Here is a 17,143-nt window from a genome sequence, read left to right on the forward strand (position 1 = left end):
GGCTGGCGGCGGGGCAGGGGGCGGCGGTGCTCATGGCCTCGATCAACGGGTATACTGCGCATCCGGATCAGGCGCTCTATACAGCGACGAAACACGCCGTTCTCGGGCTGGCGCGGGCCGCCGCGCTGGACATGGGCCGCGACGGGGTGCGGGTGAACGCGCTTGCTCCCGGGCCGATCCTGACCGACGCCCTGCGTGGGCGGATCGAAACCCGCGCCGCGAATGGCGGCACGCCAGCCGATCAGGCGATTGCCGCGCTTCAGTCCGAGACCGCGCTGGGACGGCTGGCCACAGAAGCGGACGTGGCCCATGCCGCCTGTTTCCTTGCCTCGCCGCTTGCTGCCGGGATCACCGGCACCTGCCTGCCGGTCGAGGCCGGGCTGGCCTGATCCACACCTTTTGAATTGACGAGACTTCCATGACTGACAAGACACCCGCCATCATCTGCGTGGCGATCACCGGATCCTTGCCGACCAAGGACGACAATCCCGCCGTGCCGATCACGGTCATCGAACAGATCGAAAGCACCCATGCCGCGTTCGAGGCCGGGGCCACGATCTGTCATGCCCATGTGCGCAATGATGACGGCACGCCCAGCTCGGACCCGGATCGTTTCGCGCGACTGAAGGAGGGGTTGAACAAACATTGTCCCGGCATGATCGTGCAGTTTTCCACCGGCGGACGGTCCGGCGCGGGGCAGGCGCGGGGCGGTATGCTGCCGCTGTGCCCGGACATGGCCTCGCTGTCGGTGGGGTCCAACAATTTTCCGACGCGTGTCTATGAGAACCCGCCGGACCTGGTTCAGTGGCTGGCCAATGAGATGCGGACCTATGGCATCAAGCCCGAGATCGAAGCCTTTGACCTGAGCCACATCCTGCAAGCGCGGGCCATGATGGACCGCGGAGAACTGACCTCGCCGCCCTACGTCCAGTTCGTCATGGGGGTGAAGAATGCCATGCCTGCCGATCGCGAGGTATTTGATTTCTATGTCAAAACCGTCCATCGCCTGTTTGGCGACGTGCCGTGGTGCGCGGCCGGTATCGGGCGTCATCAGTTGGAGCTGAACAGATGGGCCGCAGAGGCCGGCGGACATCTGCGCACCGGTTTAGAGGACAATATTCGGCTGGACAAGTCGAGGCTTGCCCCGTCCAATGCCGCGCTGGTCACGCGCGCGGTGGAGATCTGCGCAGAGAGCGATCGGAAGGTCGCAACCACCTCGGAAGCGCGCGAAATCCTTGGCTTGGCAGCGGCGCGCTGAACCATATGCGACTGCAGGTCGATGCTCGTGCCTAGCTGCGTATCGGGGGCAAGAACCTGCCAAAGGGCTCCGAAACGGACAGGGGGATGCCCATCTCGAAGCCCTTTGCAGGAAGACGCCGCTTGGATGACACGGACATTGGGCGTCTCCCTGATGGGTGTGGTGCGTCGGAACTGGCGGGTCAGGCCACGACGGCCACTTCGTCACCGCCCAGGGCCGTTTCGTTCATGGCCAGGTATTTCTCGGCTTCGAGCGCGGCCATGCAACCCATCCCGGCCGAGGTGACCGCCTGGCGATAGATGTGATCGGTCAGGTCGCCCGCCGCGAAAACGCCGGGTATCGATGTTTCCGTCGAGTCGGGCTTGGTCACCACGTAGCCGCCGTGATGGGTTTCCAGCTGGTCCACGACCAGTTCCGAGGCGGGGGCATGGCCGATGGCGACAAAGACGCCGTCACAGGCGATCTCGGTCGTCTCGCCGGATTTGACGTTGCGGGCGCGGATCCCTTCGACGCTGCGCGGGTTGTCGGCGCCAAGGACCTCGTCCAGTTCGTGTTCCCAGAGCACCTCGACTTTTGGGTTGTTGAACAACCTGTGCTGAAGGATCTTCTCGCAGCGCAGCGTGTCGCGACGGTGGATCAGGGTGACCTTCGCCGCGAAGCTGGTCAGGAACAGGGCCTCTTCGACCGCGGTGTTGCCGCCGCCGATCACGACCACGTTCTTGCCGCGGTAGAAGAACCCGTCGCAGGTGGCGCAGGCCGAGACGCCAAAGCCTTTGAATGCCTCTTCGCTGGGCAGACCCAGCCATTTTGCCTGCGCCCCCGTCGCCAGGATGAGGGCATCGGCGGTATAGGTGGTGCCGCCATCGCCCTGGGCCGTGAAGGGGCGGCTGGACAGATCGATCGCGTTGATGTGGTCGCTGACGATCTCGGCGCCGACCTCGCGGGCGTGGGCCTCCATCCGGACCATCAGGTCGGGCCCCTGAACCATCGCATCCCCCGGCCAGTTCTCGACCTCGGTGGTGATCGTCAGTTGGCCGCCGGGCTGGATCCCCTGGACCAGCACCGGTTCCAGCATGGCACGGCTGGCGTAGACGGCGGCGGTATAGCCGGCGGGGCCGGAACCGATGATCAGGACTTTGGTGTGCTTGTTGGGCATTGGGGGCGCTCTCTGACAAATGGACGGGCCGGCCCGGGACGCGGGCCGATGATGGGGCAAGGCGACCGTGAAGGTCGCCTTGCGGGGCAGGAGGAGTGAGTCTGCCCCGGAAACGCACCGGGAGCGTGCGTTTCGATCCGCAGGATGGCTCAGGCGGTGGCCTTGGCTTTCGACTCGGCCTGACCCTGTTCGGCGCGCTCGGCGGCGCCCACCTCGGCGAAGCGGCCGGCATAGGCCTCGATATCCTCGATCGAAAGTCCCTTTACCGCGTTCCACTGTTTCTGGTTGTATTCCTCGGTTTCGAGGTTGGTCCAGAAACTGTCGTTCAGGCGGTTGATCATGTTGAACATCGCGCAGGCCATCGAGATCTCGACGATCTCGGTGTCGGTGAAGTTCTCTTTCATCGCGGCCCAGACGTCCTTGTCGCGCTGTGCCGTGTTCTTGGTCATTGCCTCGGACCAGGCGATGGCGGCACGGTCGCGTTCGTCGAACAGCGGGCTGGTCTTGTAGCTGTCGTCCATCATCGCCTCGAGTTCTTCGTCGGAGATGCCGAGGCCCTGGCCGAAGGTCGAGGTATGCGCGGTGCAATAGGCGCAGGCGTTGGTCATCGAGGTCTTGATGCAGGCCAGGCCGCGCAGGCGCGGATCGGTGGTGGCGCCGAGGTCGGGCTGGCGGACGGCGGCGACGAGGCCACCGAACCAGCGCGCCAGGTAGGGGCTGTGGGTGGCCAGGATGCGCTGAAGATTGGCGGTGCGGCCAAGAAATTTGTCCGAGGCTTCGAAGATCAGCTTGGCGGTTCCCGTCGCTTCTTCGTGGCTCTTGCCGGTCAGTCGTTGTGTCATGAATCCTCCCTATGGATGCTGGTGTTACGCGGTGGTGTCGGTGACGGGTGGCCAGACGCGGCGTCCGGCATGCGGGCTGCCGTAGGCATGTATCGCGTATTCGAGCACGTGCCGCCCCTGCCAGTTCTCCCCCCGGTCCGCCGCGACGAACCGGTGCTCGAAGCTGCTGTCGCCCTCGGGCAGATCGGTGAATTCCCACAGGACGCCGTGCTTGGCCCAGCCCGCGATCGAAAGCAGCTTGCGGCCACGGATCATGCCCGGGGTGACGGAGACGCGGGCAAAGCGTTCGGCCCTGTACCAGCGAGCCAGTTCGACCTCATCCTCGGGGGTGCCGACGTTGTAATTTCCCAGCTGCATGGCCGGGGGCGGGCCCATGCCGTAGGGCGAGGCGCGCAATTCGGGGGAATTGACCACCTGTTCCTCGATGTAGACGGCGCTGCGGTGATTGCGAAGCCGGGCAAGCTGGTCGGCGTGGGATTGCGCCAGGGTATCCAGCGGGTCGTTCCGGCCAAAGAAGACCTCGGGTGAAACGGCGGCAGTGAGAATGACGTTCTGCCATCCGGTAGGCAGGGTCGGGTCCGTCGTTTCCTGCCGTTGCGGGGCGCCCGCGATATAGGGCTTGTCGGGGATCTCGACGATCTCGTAGTGGGCGGTCCATGCGACGCCCGGAACGGACTGGACTTGCGGCAGGTAGCTGTCATGCAGCCAGGACCGGATCGCGACGCTGGACGAATTGTCTAAATCGAACCAATCGGCCTTGATCACTTCGCCCATGCTGGTCTCCTGCGAGGTCGGGGACAGGTCTTTGGTGGGGCGACCATCGTCACCTCCACCGGTTGTGCCCGGCGAGACGTACCAGCCCTGAAGGCAAGTCAGTAAACATCCTTACTGATGCCGCTTATCAGGTTTTTGGATAGATAAATGGAATAGGCATCCTTTTGTCGGATGCCGGGTCCCATGCCGAGGGACCAAAATTCCCTGTCAAAGCAACAGGGTCTGCCAGTATCCGCTTGGGGATTGGCGTGCGGCGAGGCGTGCAAAATCGACTGGCCGCGATGCGACATCTGGCGTGAGCATAACGCGCGGATCGAAGCGACCGCACCTGACTTTGCAGCAAGACAGGCGCGGTTCGGTCTGTGTCGGCCCATACGGCCGACCTAAGGCGTCAGGCGTCGAGGTGACGATGCATGATGTGCTGGCCCACGGTCATCCGGTCGAGCCCGTGTTCGGCCAGCTGGGCGTCCGACATGTTCGAATAATGGTCATAGGCTTCTGCCGCGGCAGTCGCGCGCGCCAAACTGTCGAAGAATGCCGATACCGCGCCGACCGCCTGTTGGAAATAGCCCGCGCCTTTGGAGAAATTCTCTGTGATAGCAGTCATTGGGACCGTCCTTTGCGTCATACCGACTTCGGTTCAAGGTTCCCATTTGATATCGTGCAGAGGGCCCGCCACGACCACCCACGATCGCGAAAGGCCGCGTTGCGCCTGACGCAACGCTTGCGATGGCTGTCTTGGCGCAAAGAACGGGGCGGCGCCGGCCGTGCAACCGGTCACCGCCCCTGGGATGTCGCCCGTATCGGACCCTGCGGGCCGGTCCGGTCAGGCGGTCCCGTCCGTGTCCTGCGTCAGCTTGTCGAGCGCGGGATAGAGGCGGGTGAAATCCTCATCGGCCATGCCGGCATCAATCGCCGCCTGGATCCAGGCAAGCGTCTGGTGCCCGATCCGCATCGGGCTGCCAAGCTCCTTGGACAGGGCGACGGCCATGCCCACGTCCTTGCGCAGGTTGTAAATGCGCGAGCGGCCGTCCCAGGTTTCGGTGAGGATGTGATCGGGAAAGCGGCGTTCGGAAATGAAGCTGCGCGCATTGCCCGCGTTGAACACCTTGATCATGTCGGCAAGGTCGATCCCCGCCGCCTCGGCGAGGCGGCCGGCCTCGGAGCAGGCAAGGAAATTGGTATGGGTGATCAGGTTGTGGACCACCTTCATCGTGTGCCCGGCCCCCGACGGCCCGAGATGGATCAGCTTGCCGGCGCAGGCCTCCAGCGCCGGGCGCGACCGTTCCAGGACCTCGGCATCGCCGCCGATCATCAGGGTCATCGTGCCCTCGTCGGCGCCCTTGGCGCCACCGCCCGTCATGCCCGCGTCCATGTAGGGCACCCCGGCCTCTGCAGCCCGCGCGGCCAGCCGTTTGGTGTAGACCGGATCGGAGGTGGTGAAGTCCCAGAGGATCAGGCCGGGGCGGGCGTTCGCCAACATGCTGTCAAGGATGTCGTCGATTTGCGGTGACCCCGGAACCACGAAAATCACGATCTCCGCCTCGGCGGCCATCGCGTCCGGTTCAAGGATGCGGGCGGTGTCGGAAAACCGGGACCTGGCCTCTTCGGTGGTGTCCCAGGCAATCAGATCGTGGCCCGCTTTGGCGATGTTCCGTGCAATTCCCCGGCCCATGTTGCCCAGGCCGATCACGCCGACGGTTTTGGTCATTTCTGTTTCCATTTCAGTGGTTTGGTGCCATCTGCGAGTGGCGGGTTTCGGGGCAGGGCGGGACCGGATCGGTGCCGTTCCCGTCAAGGCGCAGCTTCTGGCCCTTGCATTTCGCGGCCAGACCTTGAAATCTCTGCATCACTTTCGTTCCTAGACCGATATCATCTCTGAAAGCCCCGCCTTGCCCCGTTCGCAAATCGTACGTTCGTCGCTTTCCGCACAAATCCGCGAGCATCTGATGAAGCAGATCCTGTCCGGCGCCCTGCGTCCGGGGGACAGGCTGGTGGAGTTGCGGATCGCGGCAGAGCTGAACACCAGCCAGGCGCCGGTGCGCGAGGCCGTGCGCGAGCTGGAGGCGATGGGGCTGGTGGAAACCCGCCACAACAAGGGCGCGCGGGTTCGGGTGATCAGCGACGACGAGATCCGCGAGATCTATGACGTACGCGCCCAGCTGGAGGCCTACGCGTCGGAATGTGTCGCCAAGGCCGGCATCGATCTGCGGTCCAAGCTGGAAAAGCAGATGGAACAGATGCGCAAGGCCGCCCATGCCGCGGATTCGTTTCTGTTTGCGCAGCACAACATGCGCTTTCACCGCATCATCCTGGAAGCGGCGGGCAACGACACGCTGCTGTCGGTGTGGGAGGGGCTGAACGTGCGTTCGCGGACCAGCCTGAACGTCATGCGCCACAGCGCCGACCTTTTGCGGGTGACCGATTCGCACCAGGTGCTGGTCGATACGCTGTGCTCGGGCGATCCCGAGGCGGCGCGCCTGGCGGCCCGGGACCACGTGCTTGTCAACAAGCCGTGACGGCCTGCCTATAATTCCCGTTTTTCCTTGAAACCAGGCGATTGCGGCTGACTCTCGGTTGCACAAGTTATCGATAATCGATACTTTAGCCGCAATGCGCCGGTGAATCCAGAGGCATGCGGCCAAGGCCGCCCAACCTGGCGCTCAGGTATGAGGAGAGGACCGCCCGATGTTCGAGAAAATGCCGCATATCAAGGAAGAGGCCTATATCGGCTTTCTCGACCGGACGGTCGAGATCCACTGGAACTACCATGCGATCCTGATGGTCAGCATCTGGTTGTTCCTGGTGCCGCTTCTCGTGACGATCATCCGCTACGGCAAGCCCAAGCCGACCAAGTACGGCCTGCGCCGCAAGGTGCACATCAGGCATATCGAATGGTGGTGGTTCAACGCCCATAAATACGGGCTCTGGACGGCGGTTCTGTTGTCGCTGGCCGGGGTGACGGTGGCCTTTGTCGTCAGCAAGGGATTCAGCGGATCGGTGCATTCGATCCTGGGTATCCTGACCGTCATTCTGGGCGTGATCCAGGTCACCGCGGGGATGCTGCGGGGCACCCACGGCGGCAAATACTACAACAACGCCGACCCCGAAGACCCGTCGACCTGGCATGGCGATCACTACAGCCGCACCACCCGCCGCCGGATCTTCGAGGCGTACCACAAGACAGCCGGTTATTTCACGCTGTTCTGCGCCGCCGGGGCGATCGGATCCGGCCTGATGCAATACCCGATGCCGACCCTTGCGACCATCGCTCTGATCACGCCCTTTGTTTTCCTGGCCTTCTGGGTCCTGATGGAATTCCTCGAGCGGCGCTATGACGGCTACCGCGCTGTGCACGGCTACGGAATGGAACATCCCTACAACAAGGAACGCGAATACCTCTGAGCGGTGCGCCGCATCGGAAATTCGTTTTGGCCCCGGTGGGCCACATATCGGGCCACGGGGCCAGAAAGAGGATCAGAGCATGTCGGATGTCGTCATTTCCGAATTCATGGACAAGGAAACGGCCGAGGGGCTGATCGCAGAGTACGATGTCCACTGGGACCCGAACCTGTGGGACAAGCGGGCGGAACTGCTGGAAAAGATGGCCGACGCGCGTGCCATCGTCGTGCGCAACGCGACGCAGGTGAACCCGGAGCTGCTTGACGCCGCGCCCAACCTCAAGGTGGTTGCGCGGATGGGGGTCGGACTGGACAACATCGACGTCGAGGCCTGCAAGGAACGCGGCGTCGATGTTTGCCCGTCGATCGGGGCGAACGCGGTTTCCGTCGCCGAATACGTCATCACGACCGCGATGGTGCTTTTGCGCGGACCCGCCTATTTCGCGACGCCAGAGGTGGCCGGCGGCGCCTGGGATCGCCCGAAATTCGCCGGTGCGCGCGAAATCGCGGGGCGCACCATCGGCATCGTCGGGTTCGGCTCCATCGGTCAGGTGGTGGGCGAAAAGGCCCGTGGCATGGGCATGAACGTCATCGCCTATGATGCGATGATGCCGGACGACCATCCGGCCTGGACCGATGCCCGCCGGGTCGATCTGGACGATCTGATCGCCGAGGCGGACGTGGTCACGCTGCATTGTCCGAAGCTGCCGCAGACCATCGACCTCATTGATGCGCGACAGTTCGACCGCATGAAGCCGGAGGCCGTCCTGGTCAATTCCGCGCGCGGCGGCATCGTGAACGAGGCCGCCTGCGCCGAAGCCTTGCGTGCGGGCAAGATCGCCGGGGCGGCGCTGGATACGCTGGATGTCGAACCGATCACGCCCGAGGTCTGCAAGATCTTCGAAGGTGTGCCCAACCTGATCCTGACGCCGCATATCGCCGGTGTGACGCGCGAATCCAACCGCCGCATCGCCGAAGTGGCGGCCGAAAACGTGCGTCGGGTTCTGGGCTAGGGTATGGGGGCGGGCGGCTTATGCCAGCCGCTCGCCCAGATCGTCGAGATCGGTGCTGCCGATCAATGCGATGGTCCGGTCGATTTCCGCGGACAGCAGGTTGATCGCGTGATCGATGGCTGGCTGTTCGCCCACCGCCGCGGCGTAGAGGAACGGCCGGCCGACAAAGACGAAATCAGCCCCAAGCGCCAGTGCCTTGACCACGTCGACGCCCCTGCGGACGCCGCTGTCCAGCAGCACGGCCATATTGCCCTTTTCGCGCGCGATCTCTGGCAGCACCTTGATCGGCGGGATGGAGGAATCCAGCATCCGCCCGCCATGGTTGGACACGATGATCCCGTCCACCCCGGCTTCGGAGGCCGCACGCGCATCGTCGGGTGCAAGGATGCCCTTGAGCAGCAGCTTGCCCTGCCACTTGTCGCGCAGCCACTTGATGTCTTCCCAGTTCAGCGCGTCGCGCACATGTTTGCGCTGTGGCGCGCGGGCCGAGATGATCGGGATGCCCCGGCCTTTGCCGTAATTCTCGATATGCGGCATCCCGCTGGTCATCAGGGACCGCAGGAAGGTGCCCGTCAGCCAGCGCGGGTGGCACAGCCCGTCGACCGCGATCCTCATGCTGGGCCGCATCGGGTATTCGAACCCTTGCCGATAGGTCGCGCGGCGATTGCCCGGAACGGGGACATCCACCGTGACCACGAGGGTCGAGATCCCGGCGGCGCGGACACGCTCGATCAGTTCCGCGATGGTGGCGCGGTCCGCCGCGACATAGGCCTGGAACCAGACATCCGGGTTGACCTCTGCGACACGTTCCATCGGGACCAGCGCGCTGCCCGACATGCAGAAGGGAATCCCGGCCTCTTTCGCGGCGCGGGCAAAGTTCAGATCGGCCTGGTAGCCGAACATGGCGCTGGCGCCCATCGGCGCGATGCCGAACGGCGCGGCATAGCTCTTGCCCAGCAAGTCCTGCCGGATCGACCGGTCCGAGACATCCCTCAGGACGCGGGGTTGCAGCCAGATATCCTCGAACGCCTGCCGGTTGCCGTCTCTCGACAGGTTGTTTTCGGCCCCCTGCGCGGCGAATTCCCACAGCGCCCAGGGCAGCAGGGACTTGGCGATGGGTTCGAGGTCCTCCAGGCGTTGAACCTTGCCCTTCCAGCGCGGGCCTAGCATGACGCCGGGCCCGAAAACGTTTGTTCGACTGGCGTCGGCGCCGCGCCGGGCACGGAGCCCCTGTCCATGGTCATGGATGTCACCATAGTTTCCTTTTTCCGAAATTTTCGACCGGGGCGCCCTACAGGAATTCGCGCTGCTTGTTGTAGGGATGTTCCAGGCCATAGCCGTGGGCGACGCGATAGCCGTCATAGGCGCGTCCCCTGAAATCATAGAGCGCCCAGGCCGCCAGCCATCCCAATCCGGTGAGCACGACAACCCCTGTCAGCACGGGCATGGCGTATTGCATCAGCCCGGAGCCCACCGCCGCGAAGGCGCAGATCAGGGTGAAGTAACCGCAGGTCTTGTGCACCGCCTCGAACAGGCGCCGTTTGGGCGTGTGATCGTACTGGTCGCCGCGCCATGTCGCGGGATCGTCGGGGTCGGCCCCCACGCGATATCGCCCGCCGCGGGTGCCGCGCATCTGCGAGGACAGGATCTGGCCCAGCCCCATCGCCACCGTGAGCGCGCCCAGGCAGGCATGAACCGATCCGCTGAACCCGCCGCTCGCCCAGAAGGCCACCGCCGTGCCGGCAAGGACCGCGGCCATGGCCAGAAACAGGCCGTATTTGTGCACGCTGAAGAACCACCATTCGCGGTGCCACAGGCTGACGTCGCGCCGGATGCCCTTTTCGGACGGCGGCGGTTTGTGGAACCGCATGATGGTGACGCAGAGCGGCACAAGGCCCATCCAGACGACGTACATCAGAACCGCGTGGTAGTTCCAATGCACGTCGATCGTACGGCCGAGAATGCCCAGGTAGACCTCGGTGGGGATGTGGCTGGGGTGGTCGATCACGGCGTGCCCATGTGTCCTGTCCAATCGTTCCGGGGGCGCGTGTCAGCCGTTGTATTCCAGGATGTACATCCCGGCGTTGTAGTCGGACACGTAGCAAAGACCCTCTTTCGAGACCCAGATATCGGTCGACTGGATCACCTTCGCCCGGTTCGGGCGGCGGTCCATCAGCCGGGCCGGGGCAGGGGGCACGAAGGCCGCCGTCTCCTTGGGCTGATACTCGTTGGAGATGTCGTAGACCCGCACCCCTGCATTCTGTTGGGTCGCAAAGATCAACTGGTCGCTGACCATTCCGTCGGGGCGGTTCTCGTGGATGTTGTGGGGGCCGAAATGGGCACCCTTGGCACAGTAATCCTCTTCGTTGGGGATCGGCACGGTGGCGATGCTGACCGGGTTGGACGGCTCGCGGATGTCGAAGATCCAGATGTGCTTGATCCCGTCTGCGCAGTTGTCCAGCACGGCCTCGTCGGCGACGACCAGCAGGTTGCGGTCGGGCAGGGGGAGCGCGTTGTGCGTCCCGCCGCCAAAGGGCGGGGACCAGTTGCGATGCACGATCAGTTCCGGGTTGGTCCGGTCCTTGACGTCCATGATGACAAGCCCGCCGTCACGCCAGGCGCCATAGGCAGTGTCGCCGTGGACGATGGCGTGGTGCAGGCCGGCGCGCGCCTGGTCCTGCGACGGATCCTCGCCGGCGGCCACGTTCATGCCGGGCAGCCAGAAGCGGCCAGCCTCTTTCGGGTTGGTCGGATCGGCCATGTCGATGGTGATGAAGATGTAGTCCGTGAACCCGTCCAGCAGCGCCGAGGCATAGGCCCAGCGGCCGCCGGTGTACCACAGCCGGTGAATGCCGCCGCCCTCGATGTCCATGAAGCCGATCTTTTTCGGCTCTGCCGGGTTCTTGATGTCATAGACTGCCATGCCCGCGGTCCAGTCGCGCCCGGTCGAGGCAGTGGCGGCGGTGCCCACCTTGTCGCCCAGCTTGCCCTTGTAATATTCCTCTTCGTTCTGGAATTCCTCCGCCGCGAACATGTTCTTGGCGTTGATCACCAAGAGCAGGTCCTCGTGGGATTGCAGGTGGATGTTCCAGGTGTTGGGAGGGGCCGGGATATAGGCGACCGGCTTTGGTTCGCGCGGGTTGCGGCAATCGATCACGCTGAACCCGTCCGAGAACATGTGACCGACGATGGCGTGGCCCTTGTTGACCATGAGTTGCACGCCATCGGGCCGTCCGCCCTGATCGGAATAGCCGATCAGTTTCATGTTGCGCACGTGGTCGGGTGTGGGCAGGTCCGGTTGTGTCATCTGGGCTGTCTTTCCTTGCTTCGGGCCTTGGTTCGGGCCTTGTTTCTGGCCTTGGGTCCGGCGTCAGGCCGCGCTCAGTTCACGATCGAAGAGATCCCGCAGTTCTGGCGAAAAGGCCTTGCGGGTCTCGTCCACCTCGGGGCGGGTCGCGGCGGCGAAGGCGGCGCGCGTTTCGTCGTCAAGCTCGACCAGTTCGACGCCCTGCTTGCGCATCTCGTCGCCGCAGATCTGATCATCCTCTTCGGCGAAGCGGCGCTGCTCGGCGGTGGCGCGGTCGACGGCGCGCTGCAAACCGGCCCGCAGATCCGGGTCCAGCGTCCCGAGACGTTCGGCGTTGAACAGGACCAGCGCGACGCCCAGCAGGTGCCGGGTCAAAAGAATGTGCCGGTGGGTCTCATGCAGCTTGAAGTTCAGGATGTTGGTCAGCGGATTCTCCTGCGCATCGACCCGTCCCGTGACCACGGCCTCCGGCAGGTCGCGGACGTCTATGCTCTGCGGATCAAAGCCCAGGGCGCGGAACACGCGCTGGTGGGCCTCGTTGGCCAGTGTCCGGATCTTGAGCCCGTCGCAATCGGCCACGTTGCGGATCGGCGGCCCGCTGGAAATATGACGCAGCCCGTTGTCCCAGTAGCCCAGGACCTCGTAGCCGGTTGCCTTGGCGACCTCTGTCCGCAGACGGTCGCCAAGGGCGCCGTCCAGCAGCGCATAGGCGCGGCGCCGGTCGGGCACGACGAAATGCTGATCGAAGAGCCCAAGCTCTGGCACCCGCTTGGCAAGGTAGCTGGACGAGAAATAGCACCCGTCAAGGTCGCCGCTTTCGGTCAGGCTGAGAAGGTCGGCCGCCTTGTGCCCGCGGCTGACGATGTTTTCGTCGAAGACCAGGCGGATCTTGCCGCCTGTCTCTTCCTCGACCGCCTTTGCCAGCACCTGGCCGCCGCGGGTGTGAACGGAATTGGGGCCCTGGTAGCCCCCGAATTTCAACTCGATGCTCATTGCGGCCTCACGTCAGCTCTTTCATCAGCTCTTCGGGATCCGGGGGCAGAGCGACCGGGGCGCCGCGCTTGGCCGAAAGATCCATCGCCATTGTCATCAGCAGGTTGCGGTGCCCGTCAGAGGCAGTCGCGTGCGGGGTGCTGGCCCCGGTGTAAAGCCGTTGGAACCAGGCGTTCGTCTCTTCCCGCATCGGCCCCCAAAGCTGGCCGTCGTGCAGGTCGCCCGGCGGATAGCTGGTCAGGAATTCCACATGCCGGTCCGGGGCCGTGTAGCCCTCGGGCGCATAGCCGGCGCCCTGGGCGAAATTCGTCGCCATGACAAGGTCGCGGTGGGTGTCCTCGATGTCGATCACGCCTTCGGAGCCGACAATGCCGATCTCGATCCCGTAGACCGCGCCCGGCCAGACCTCTGGCAGGCCCCAGGAAATGTTCATCGAGAACACCGAACCGTCATCCATGGTGAAGATGCCGACCGTGGAATCCTTGGTGCCCCATTTGCCCAGGACCGGATCGGTTGATTGCGCAAAGACGGAGACGGGTTTCTTGCCCTCCAGCAGCCACAGCGACATGTCGAGGCTGTGTGTACCGGAGACGACCATCGGGGTCAGCGTGGCGCGTTCCTGCGTGCGCTGGACGGTGGCGATGGGGACCATGCGGTTCATGAAGGCGCGTGTGACCACCGTGTGAACGTCGCCGATCTGGCCGGTGATCAGGCGTTCCTTCACGGTCAGGAACCGGCGGCGGAAGCGGTTGGTGTAACCGATCACCGCGTCCAGCCCCGCCGACTGGATCGCGTCGAGGATCTGCGCCGATTGCCGCGCGTCGGTCGCCAGCGGCTTTTCGATGAACAGGGAATGTCCCTTTTCCACCGCCAGCATAGTGGGGTCGAAATGGAAGTTCTCGTCCGTTGCGATGATCGTCGCGGTCACCTCGGGCCGTTCCAGAAGCTCGCGGTAGTCGTTGGTGAAGAAATCGGCCTGGACGTCCTCGGCCAGTTTCTGGCCGATGTCCGATTTCAGATCGCACAAGCCGATCCAACCGACCCCGGGGTAGGCGCGCGCCAGTTCGGCGCGTATCCGGCCGATAGTACCGCACCCGACAATGGCCAACCCGATCTGATTTCGTTCCTGCATGGTGTCTCCCACTTAACTTGCTGTTCCATCGGCCTGTTCACCGACGGTATCTTTTCCTGAACGCGCCGCCCGGATCATCCGGACAGCACCTTCCACGATCACGAGTCCGACGCAGATCATCAGGAAGGTCCCGATCCACTGCGACAGGACGAACCCGGCGCTTTCGCCTTCGAACACCAGCAGCGACCGGCGCACGTTCTCGTCCGCGAGAGGCGCCAGGATCACGCCCAGCACGACCGGCGCGACCGGGAACTTGAACACCGAGAACAACCAGCCGACGACCCCGGCGGTGAACATCACCCAGACGTCGAACATCGACAGTTTCACCGCGTAGGCGCCGATGATGCAGACCGGCAGGATCATCGGCATGAGGATGCCGCGCGGCAGGCTGAACAGCTTGACGCAGGGGCCGATCAGGGCGAAGGCGGCCAGGTACATCAGGATGTTGGCCACGATCAGCGCCGAGTAGATGAAGTAGATCAGGCCCGGGTGATCGATTTCGATGGTCGGGCCGACGACGACGTTCTTGAGCGTCAGTGCCGCCAGTAGCGCCGCGGCCGCCGCGTTTCCGGGGATCCCCAGCGCCAGGGTGGGCAGCATCGAGCCGCCGATATTGGCGTTGTTGGCGGTTTCGGCGCAGACCAGCGCATGATAGCTGCCCTTGCCCCATTTCGCTCGGTCCTCGGAATTCGCGCGGCGCCGTCCGACGTCATAGGCCAGGAACGAGGCCACGTTGGCCCCGGCGCCCGGAATCGCGCCGATGAAGGTGCCCATGATGCCCGAACGAACGGCCGAGGGCGTATAGCGCGCCAGCAGCCTGAGCGGCGGGAACACCCGGCCCACGTCCGACGGGATCGTAGGCATGTCCTTGGCGGGCAGGGTGCGCAGGATTTCGGCCATGCCGAACAGGCCGATCAGCACTGCAACATAGGAAACGCCGTCGAAGAGCGCGAAGGAATCGAAGGTGAAACGGGGGACCGCGTGGATCGCGTCGAGGCCAATGAAGGCGATCAACATTCCGAGCCACCCGGAGATCCAACCCTTGATGGGCAGCGATCCAGCGGCCATCGTGCCGGACACCATGATCCCGATCACCGCCAACCAGAACATCTCCCACGAGCGGAAGTTCAGCGCGAAGGTTAGGATCACCGGGATGATCAAGACCAGCAAGATGATCCCGATGCCACCGCCGATGAAGGAGGCGGCGATCGACATGCCAAGCGCCTGTCCGCCTTCGCCCCGTTGGGCAAGCTGGTGGCCCTCGATCATGGTCGGCACCGCGTCGGGCGTTCCGGGAATATTGATGAGCACGGCAGAGATGGCGCCACCGAACACGCTGCCGGTGTAGACGCCCAGCATGAAGGAGATGGCGACCTCCTGCGACATGCCGGCCGACAGGCCGATCAGCAGGCCCATGGCCATCGTTGTCGACAAGCCCGGAAGGGCGCCCCAGATGATCCCGAGGCTGACCCCGGCAAGGGTCATCATCAGCAGGTAGGGCGTCAGCGCAAGAAGAAGGCCGTCGATCATCAGAATGTCCCCGGAAGTGGAATTTTGAACACCAGCTGGAAGACCAGCGACAGGACCAGCGTCCAGCAAGTCGCGATGGTTGTCGTGATCCAGATCGGGCCGCGCCAGCTGAGGTGCATGATCACGGCAAGCGTCAGGATCGTGGCCGGTTCGAACGCCGTGAAGGAAAGGTTCAGCCCCAACAGGTCAAGCCGGTATTGGAAGGCCAGGAACTGGAGCGCGGCGATATAGGTCGCGACGCCGCCAGCCAGGATGAGGGTCCGCAGGTCGGTCGCCACATCGCGGCCGTCCAGAAGCGGAACGCGCACGCCGCTGCGATACCGCGAGACCGCGGATGCGCCCAGCCCCAGTGCCATGAGCAGCAGCGAGGCCGACACGATGAAGGGCAGCAGCCCGGGCGCGGTTCTCAGCCCGCCGGGAACCGGCAGGCGCAGCGAGGCGATCATGACGGCAACCGCGATCGTGATCAGGATTGCCGTGGCGACCAGGTCGAGCACGGGCGACGCGTAGCCGGTGCCGGCCTCTTCGCCCTCAAACTCGAACTCGGGGTCTTTGGAATTGGACATGACGTTTTCCGTCGGTTCAGGAGAGGAGCCCGCGCACGCGCGGGCCCCTGCCAGGTGTCAGGTATCAGGTGTTCGACTTGATCGGCGGCGGCACGTAGCCCTGTGGCGGCCACCAGCTGTCGAAATCGGCCGGGGCGGGCAGGCCCAGCTCTTCGGCGGATCTGACCTCGGCACCGATTTGGTCGGCGTTCTTGTTGAAGATGTCGGCGGTGAGCGCCTCCATCAACGCGCCTTCGCGGTCCGCTTCCTCGCCGATCTTGATGTCGGCCTGATAGTACTTGGAGGCCAACAGTTCGAGGAACCCTTCGGAGCTTGCCGCTTCCACGAAGGCATCCGAGATCTCCTGCAGGATTTCCGGCGGCGTGTCCCGCTTCACCATGAAGTTGTAGGTCGAGCCGGCCGGCGTGTTCGTGGCGCCCGGGATCGCGGTGCTGAGGGTCGGCAGCACGGTGCCGTCTTCCAGGGTGATGTCCTTGCCGGTGGTCTGCACCAGGCACCGCATGTCGCCCGAGCGGATGAGGTCGATCTGCTCATGCAGGCCGCCGCCGGAGATGTCGGTTTCACCCTGCAGCCCGGCCAGCGTTGCCGGCTTGCCGCCCTGGTAGGGAACGTACTTGAGCTGGATACCCGCCGCGTCGGCGATGATCAGGGCGGCCTCGTGCCAGACCCCACCGGTGCCCGAGGTCGAGATCGAAAGTCCGCCGGGATCGGCCTTGGCGGCATCGATCACGTCCTGGATCGTCTGATAGGGGCTGTCGGTCCGGACGGCCCAGGCGGCAGGCGCGCTGCCCGCCTTGAACGGCAGCCAGTCTTCCCAGGGGGTGAACTCGGCATGGCCCATGACACGGACAAAGCGGTTGTAATTGGCGGCGCCCAGAATGGTGTAGCCGTCGGCCGGGGCATTCGAGACGAACCGTGTCGCCACGCCGCCAACCGCGCCGGGCCGGTTCTGGACCTGGATCGTCCAGCCCCTTGCGTTGGCCATCTCCTCGGCCAGCTTGCGCATGATCGTGTCGGTGCCGCCGCCCGCCGCGTACATCACGACGATGGTGATCGGACGTTCCGGGTAGCCAGCGGCCAGTGCCGCAGACGGCATGGTGATGTGAAGGGATGCGAAGCCGGCGGCTGCGCCTCCCAGGAATGTCCTTCTGCTAGGACCATTTCCATTGAA

General features: G+C 64.4%; 19 protein-coding genes. 5 read left to right on the top strand and 14 right to left on the bottom strand.

The window, feature by feature from the left end; genetic code table 11:
* Positions 1 to 389 (top strand): SDR family NAD(P)-dependent oxidoreductase (locus RBB42_RS05555; protein ID WP_306043615.1); only part of this gene is annotated, 389 nt, incomplete at its 5' end.
* A gap of 29 nt (positions 390 to 418) precedes the next feature.
* Positions 419 to 1,258 (top strand): 3-oxoadipate:acetyl-CoA acetyltransferase, encoded by an 840-nt coding sequence (locus RBB42_RS05560; RefSeq protein ID WP_305969120.1) that lies wholly within the window; start codon positions 419 to 421, stop codon positions 1,256 to 1,258.
* A 181-nt stretch (positions 1,259 to 1,439) separates the two neighbouring features.
* Here the strand turns inward: RBB42_RS05560 and trxB are convergent, their stop codons facing one another.
* From trxB to RBB42_RS05590, 6 genes are all read right to left on the bottom strand, one after another.
* A complete protein-coding gene (gene trxB, locus RBB42_RS05565) occupies positions 1,440 to 2,414 on the bottom strand; it encodes a thioredoxin-disulfide reductase (protein WP_305969119.1) in 975 nt (324 codons plus the stop codon).
* Between the two features lie 149 nt (positions 2,415 to 2,563).
* Positions 2,564 to 3,256 (bottom strand): carboxymuconolactone decarboxylase family protein, encoded by a 693-nt coding sequence (locus RBB42_RS05570; protein ID WP_305969118.1) that lies wholly within the window; start codon positions 3,254 to 3,256, stop codon positions 2,564 to 2,566.
* A 24-nt stretch (positions 3,257 to 3,280) separates the two neighbouring features.
* A complete protein-coding gene (locus RBB42_RS05575) occupies positions 3,281 to 4,030 on the bottom strand; it encodes a hypothetical protein (RefSeq protein ID WP_305969117.1) in 750 nt (249 codons plus the stop codon).
* 391 nt (positions 4,031 to 4,421) lie between these two features.
* Complete coding sequence (locus RBB42_RS05580; RefSeq protein ID WP_305969116.1) at positions 4,422 to 4,637, bottom strand: hypothetical protein; 216 nt, start codon at positions 4,635 to 4,637, stop codon at positions 4,422 to 4,424.
* A 219-nt stretch (positions 4,638 to 4,856) separates the two neighbouring features.
* Positions 4,857 to 5,741: an NAD(P)-dependent oxidoreductase gene (locus RBB42_RS05585; protein WP_305969115.1), complete on the bottom strand. Its 885-nt coding sequence runs from the start codon at positions 5,739 to 5,741 to the stop codon at positions 4,857 to 4,859.
* Between the two features lie 13 nt (positions 5,742 to 5,754).
* Positions 5,755 to 5,880, bottom strand: a complete 126-nt coding sequence (locus tag RBB42_RS05590) for a hypothetical protein (protein ID WP_305969114.1) — start codon at positions 5,878 to 5,880, stop codon at positions 5,755 to 5,757.
* Between the two features lie 42 nt (positions 5,881 to 5,922).
* Between RBB42_RS05590 and RBB42_RS05595 the strand changes: the two genes are divergently transcribed.
* The 3 genes from RBB42_RS05595 (at position 5,923) to RBB42_RS05605 (ending at position 8,444) form a co-directional block, all read left to right on the top strand.
* Positions 5,923 to 6,549, top strand: a complete 627-nt coding sequence (locus RBB42_RS05595; RefSeq protein ID WP_305969113.1) for a GntR family transcriptional regulator — start codon at positions 5,923 to 5,925, stop codon at positions 6,547 to 6,549.
* 169 nt (positions 6,550 to 6,718) lie between these two features.
* A complete protein-coding gene (locus RBB42_RS05600) occupies positions 6,719 to 7,435 on the top strand; it encodes a cytochrome b561 domain-containing protein (protein ID WP_305969112.1) in 717 nt (238 codons plus the stop codon).
* Between the two features lie 79 nt (positions 7,436 to 7,514).
* Positions 7,515 to 8,444, top strand: a complete 930-nt coding sequence (locus tag RBB42_RS05605) for a hydroxyacid dehydrogenase (RefSeq protein WP_305969111.1) — start codon at positions 7,515 to 7,517, stop codon at positions 8,442 to 8,444.
* An 18-nt stretch (positions 8,445 to 8,462) separates the two neighbouring features.
* Here the strand turns inward: RBB42_RS05605 and RBB42_RS05610 are convergent, their stop codons facing one another.
* The 8 genes from RBB42_RS05610 to RBB42_RS05645 all read right to left on the bottom strand — a co-directional run bounded on the left by RBB42_RS05610 (position 8,463) and on the right by RBB42_RS05645 (position 17,068).
* Positions 8,463 to 9,614 carry an alpha-hydroxy acid oxidase gene (locus RBB42_RS05610; RefSeq protein ID WP_305969110.1) on the bottom strand — a complete coding sequence of 384 codons (1,152 nt, stop codon included), beginning with the start codon at positions 9,612 to 9,614 and terminating at the stop codon, positions 8,463 to 8,465.
* A 121-nt stretch (positions 9,615 to 9,735) separates the two neighbouring features.
* Positions 9,736 to 10,476, bottom strand: a complete 741-nt coding sequence (locus RBB42_RS05615; protein WP_305969109.1) for a cytochrome b561 domain-containing protein — start codon at positions 10,474 to 10,476, stop codon at positions 9,736 to 9,738.
* Positions 10,477 to 10,494: 18 nt separating this feature from the next.
* Entirely contained in the window at positions 10,495 to 11,751 is a 1,257-nt protein-coding gene (locus tag RBB42_RS05620; RefSeq protein WP_305969108.1) for an LVIVD repeat-containing protein, read from the bottom strand.
* 63 nt (positions 11,752 to 11,814) lie between these two features.
* A complete protein-coding gene (locus RBB42_RS05625; protein ID WP_305969107.1) occupies positions 11,815 to 12,744 on the bottom strand; it encodes a TRAP transporter substrate-binding protein in 930 nt (309 codons plus the stop codon).
* Between the two features lie 7 nt (positions 12,745 to 12,751).
* The gene (locus tag RBB42_RS05630; RefSeq protein WP_305969106.1) at positions 12,752 to 13,876 is read right to left on the bottom strand and encodes a Gfo/Idh/MocA family protein; all 1,125 of its coding nucleotides are present in this window, start codon (positions 13,874 to 13,876) and stop codon (positions 12,752 to 12,754) included.
* Positions 13,877 to 13,888: 12 nt separating this feature from the next.
* A complete protein-coding gene (locus tag RBB42_RS05635) occupies positions 13,889 to 15,406 on the bottom strand; it encodes a tripartite tricarboxylate transporter permease (RefSeq protein WP_305969105.1) in 1,518 nt (505 codons plus the stop codon).
* Positions 15,406 to 15,972 (bottom strand): tripartite tricarboxylate transporter TctB family protein, encoded by a 567-nt coding sequence (locus RBB42_RS05640; protein ID WP_305969104.1) that lies wholly within the window; start codon positions 15,970 to 15,972, stop codon positions 15,406 to 15,408. Before RBB42_RS05640 ends, RBB42_RS05635 begins: the two co-directional genes overlap by 1 nt.
* Before the next feature lie 64 nt (positions 15,973 to 16,036).
* The gene (locus RBB42_RS05645) at positions 16,037 to 17,068 is read right to left on the bottom strand and encodes a Bug family tripartite tricarboxylate transporter substrate binding protein (RefSeq protein ID WP_305969103.1); all 1,032 of its coding nucleotides are present in this window, start codon (positions 17,066 to 17,068) and stop codon (positions 16,037 to 16,039) included.
* Positions 17,069 to 17,143: the final 75 nt, after the last annotated feature.

The sequence above is a fragment of the Mameliella sp. MMSF_3455 genome (genome assembly GCF_030733205.1).
In the GTDB taxonomy this organism is placed as follows: domain Bacteria; phylum Pseudomonadota; class Alphaproteobacteria; order Rhodobacterales; family Rhodobacteraceae; genus Antarctobacter.

Excerpts from the sequence above, each read along its gene's own strand:
- RBB42_RS05640 (WP_305969104.1), bottom strand. The coding sequence starts at position 15,972 with ATGTCCAATTCCAAAGACCCCGAGTTCGAGTTTGAGGGCGAAGAGGCC.
- trxB (WP_305969119.1), bottom strand. The coding sequence starts at position 2,414 with ATGCCCAACAAGCACACCAAAGTCCTGATCATCGGTTCCGGCCCCGCC.
- RBB42_RS05645 (WP_305969103.1), bottom strand. The coding sequence starts at position 17,068 with ATGCCGTCTGCGGCACTGGCCGCTGGCTACCCGGAACGTCCGATCACC.
- RBB42_RS05580 (WP_305969116.1), bottom strand. The coding sequence starts at position 4,637 with ATGACTGCTATCACAGAGAATTTCTCCAAAGGCGCGGGCTATTTCCAA.
- RBB42_RS05635 (WP_305969105.1), bottom strand. The coding sequence starts at position 15,406 with ATGATCGACGGCCTTCTTCTTGCGCTGACGCCCTACCTGCTGATGATG.
- RBB42_RS05600 (WP_305969112.1), top strand. The coding sequence starts at position 6,719 with ATGTTCGAGAAAATGCCGCATATCAAGGAAGAGGCCTATATCGGCTTT.
- RBB42_RS05570 (WP_305969118.1), bottom strand. The coding sequence starts at position 3,256 with ATGACACAACGACTGACCGGCAAGAGCCACGAAGAAGCGACGGGAACC.
- RBB42_RS05630 (WP_305969106.1), bottom strand. The coding sequence starts at position 13,876 with ATGCAGGAACGAAATCAGATCGGGTTGGCCATTGTCGGGTGCGGTACT.
- RBB42_RS05605 (WP_305969111.1), top strand. The coding sequence starts at position 7,515 with ATGTCGGATGTCGTCATTTCCGAATTCATGGACAAGGAAACGGCCGAG.
- RBB42_RS05610 (WP_305969110.1), bottom strand. The coding sequence starts at position 9,614 with ATGCTAGGCCCGCGCTGGAAGGGCAAGGTTCAACGCCTGGAGGACCTC.
- RBB42_RS05575 (WP_305969117.1), bottom strand. The coding sequence starts at position 4,030 with ATGGGCGAAGTGATCAAGGCCGATTGGTTCGATTTAGACAATTCGTCC.
- RBB42_RS05560 (WP_305969120.1), top strand. The coding sequence starts at position 419 with ATGACTGACAAGACACCCGCCATCATCTGCGTGGCGATCACCGGATCC.
- RBB42_RS05585 (WP_305969115.1), bottom strand. The coding sequence starts at position 5,741 with ATGACCAAAACCGTCGGCGTGATCGGCCTGGGCAACATGGGCCGGGGA.
- RBB42_RS05620 (WP_305969108.1), bottom strand. The coding sequence starts at position 11,751 with ATGACACAACCGGACCTGCCCACACCCGACCACGTGCGCAACATGAAA.
- RBB42_RS05590 (WP_305969114.1), bottom strand. The coding sequence starts at position 5,880 with ATGCAGAGATTTCAAGGTCTGGCCGCGAAATGCAAGGGCCAGAAGCTG.
- RBB42_RS05625 (WP_305969107.1), bottom strand. The coding sequence starts at position 12,744 with ATGAGCATCGAGTTGAAATTCGGGGGCTACCAGGGCCCCAATTCCGTT.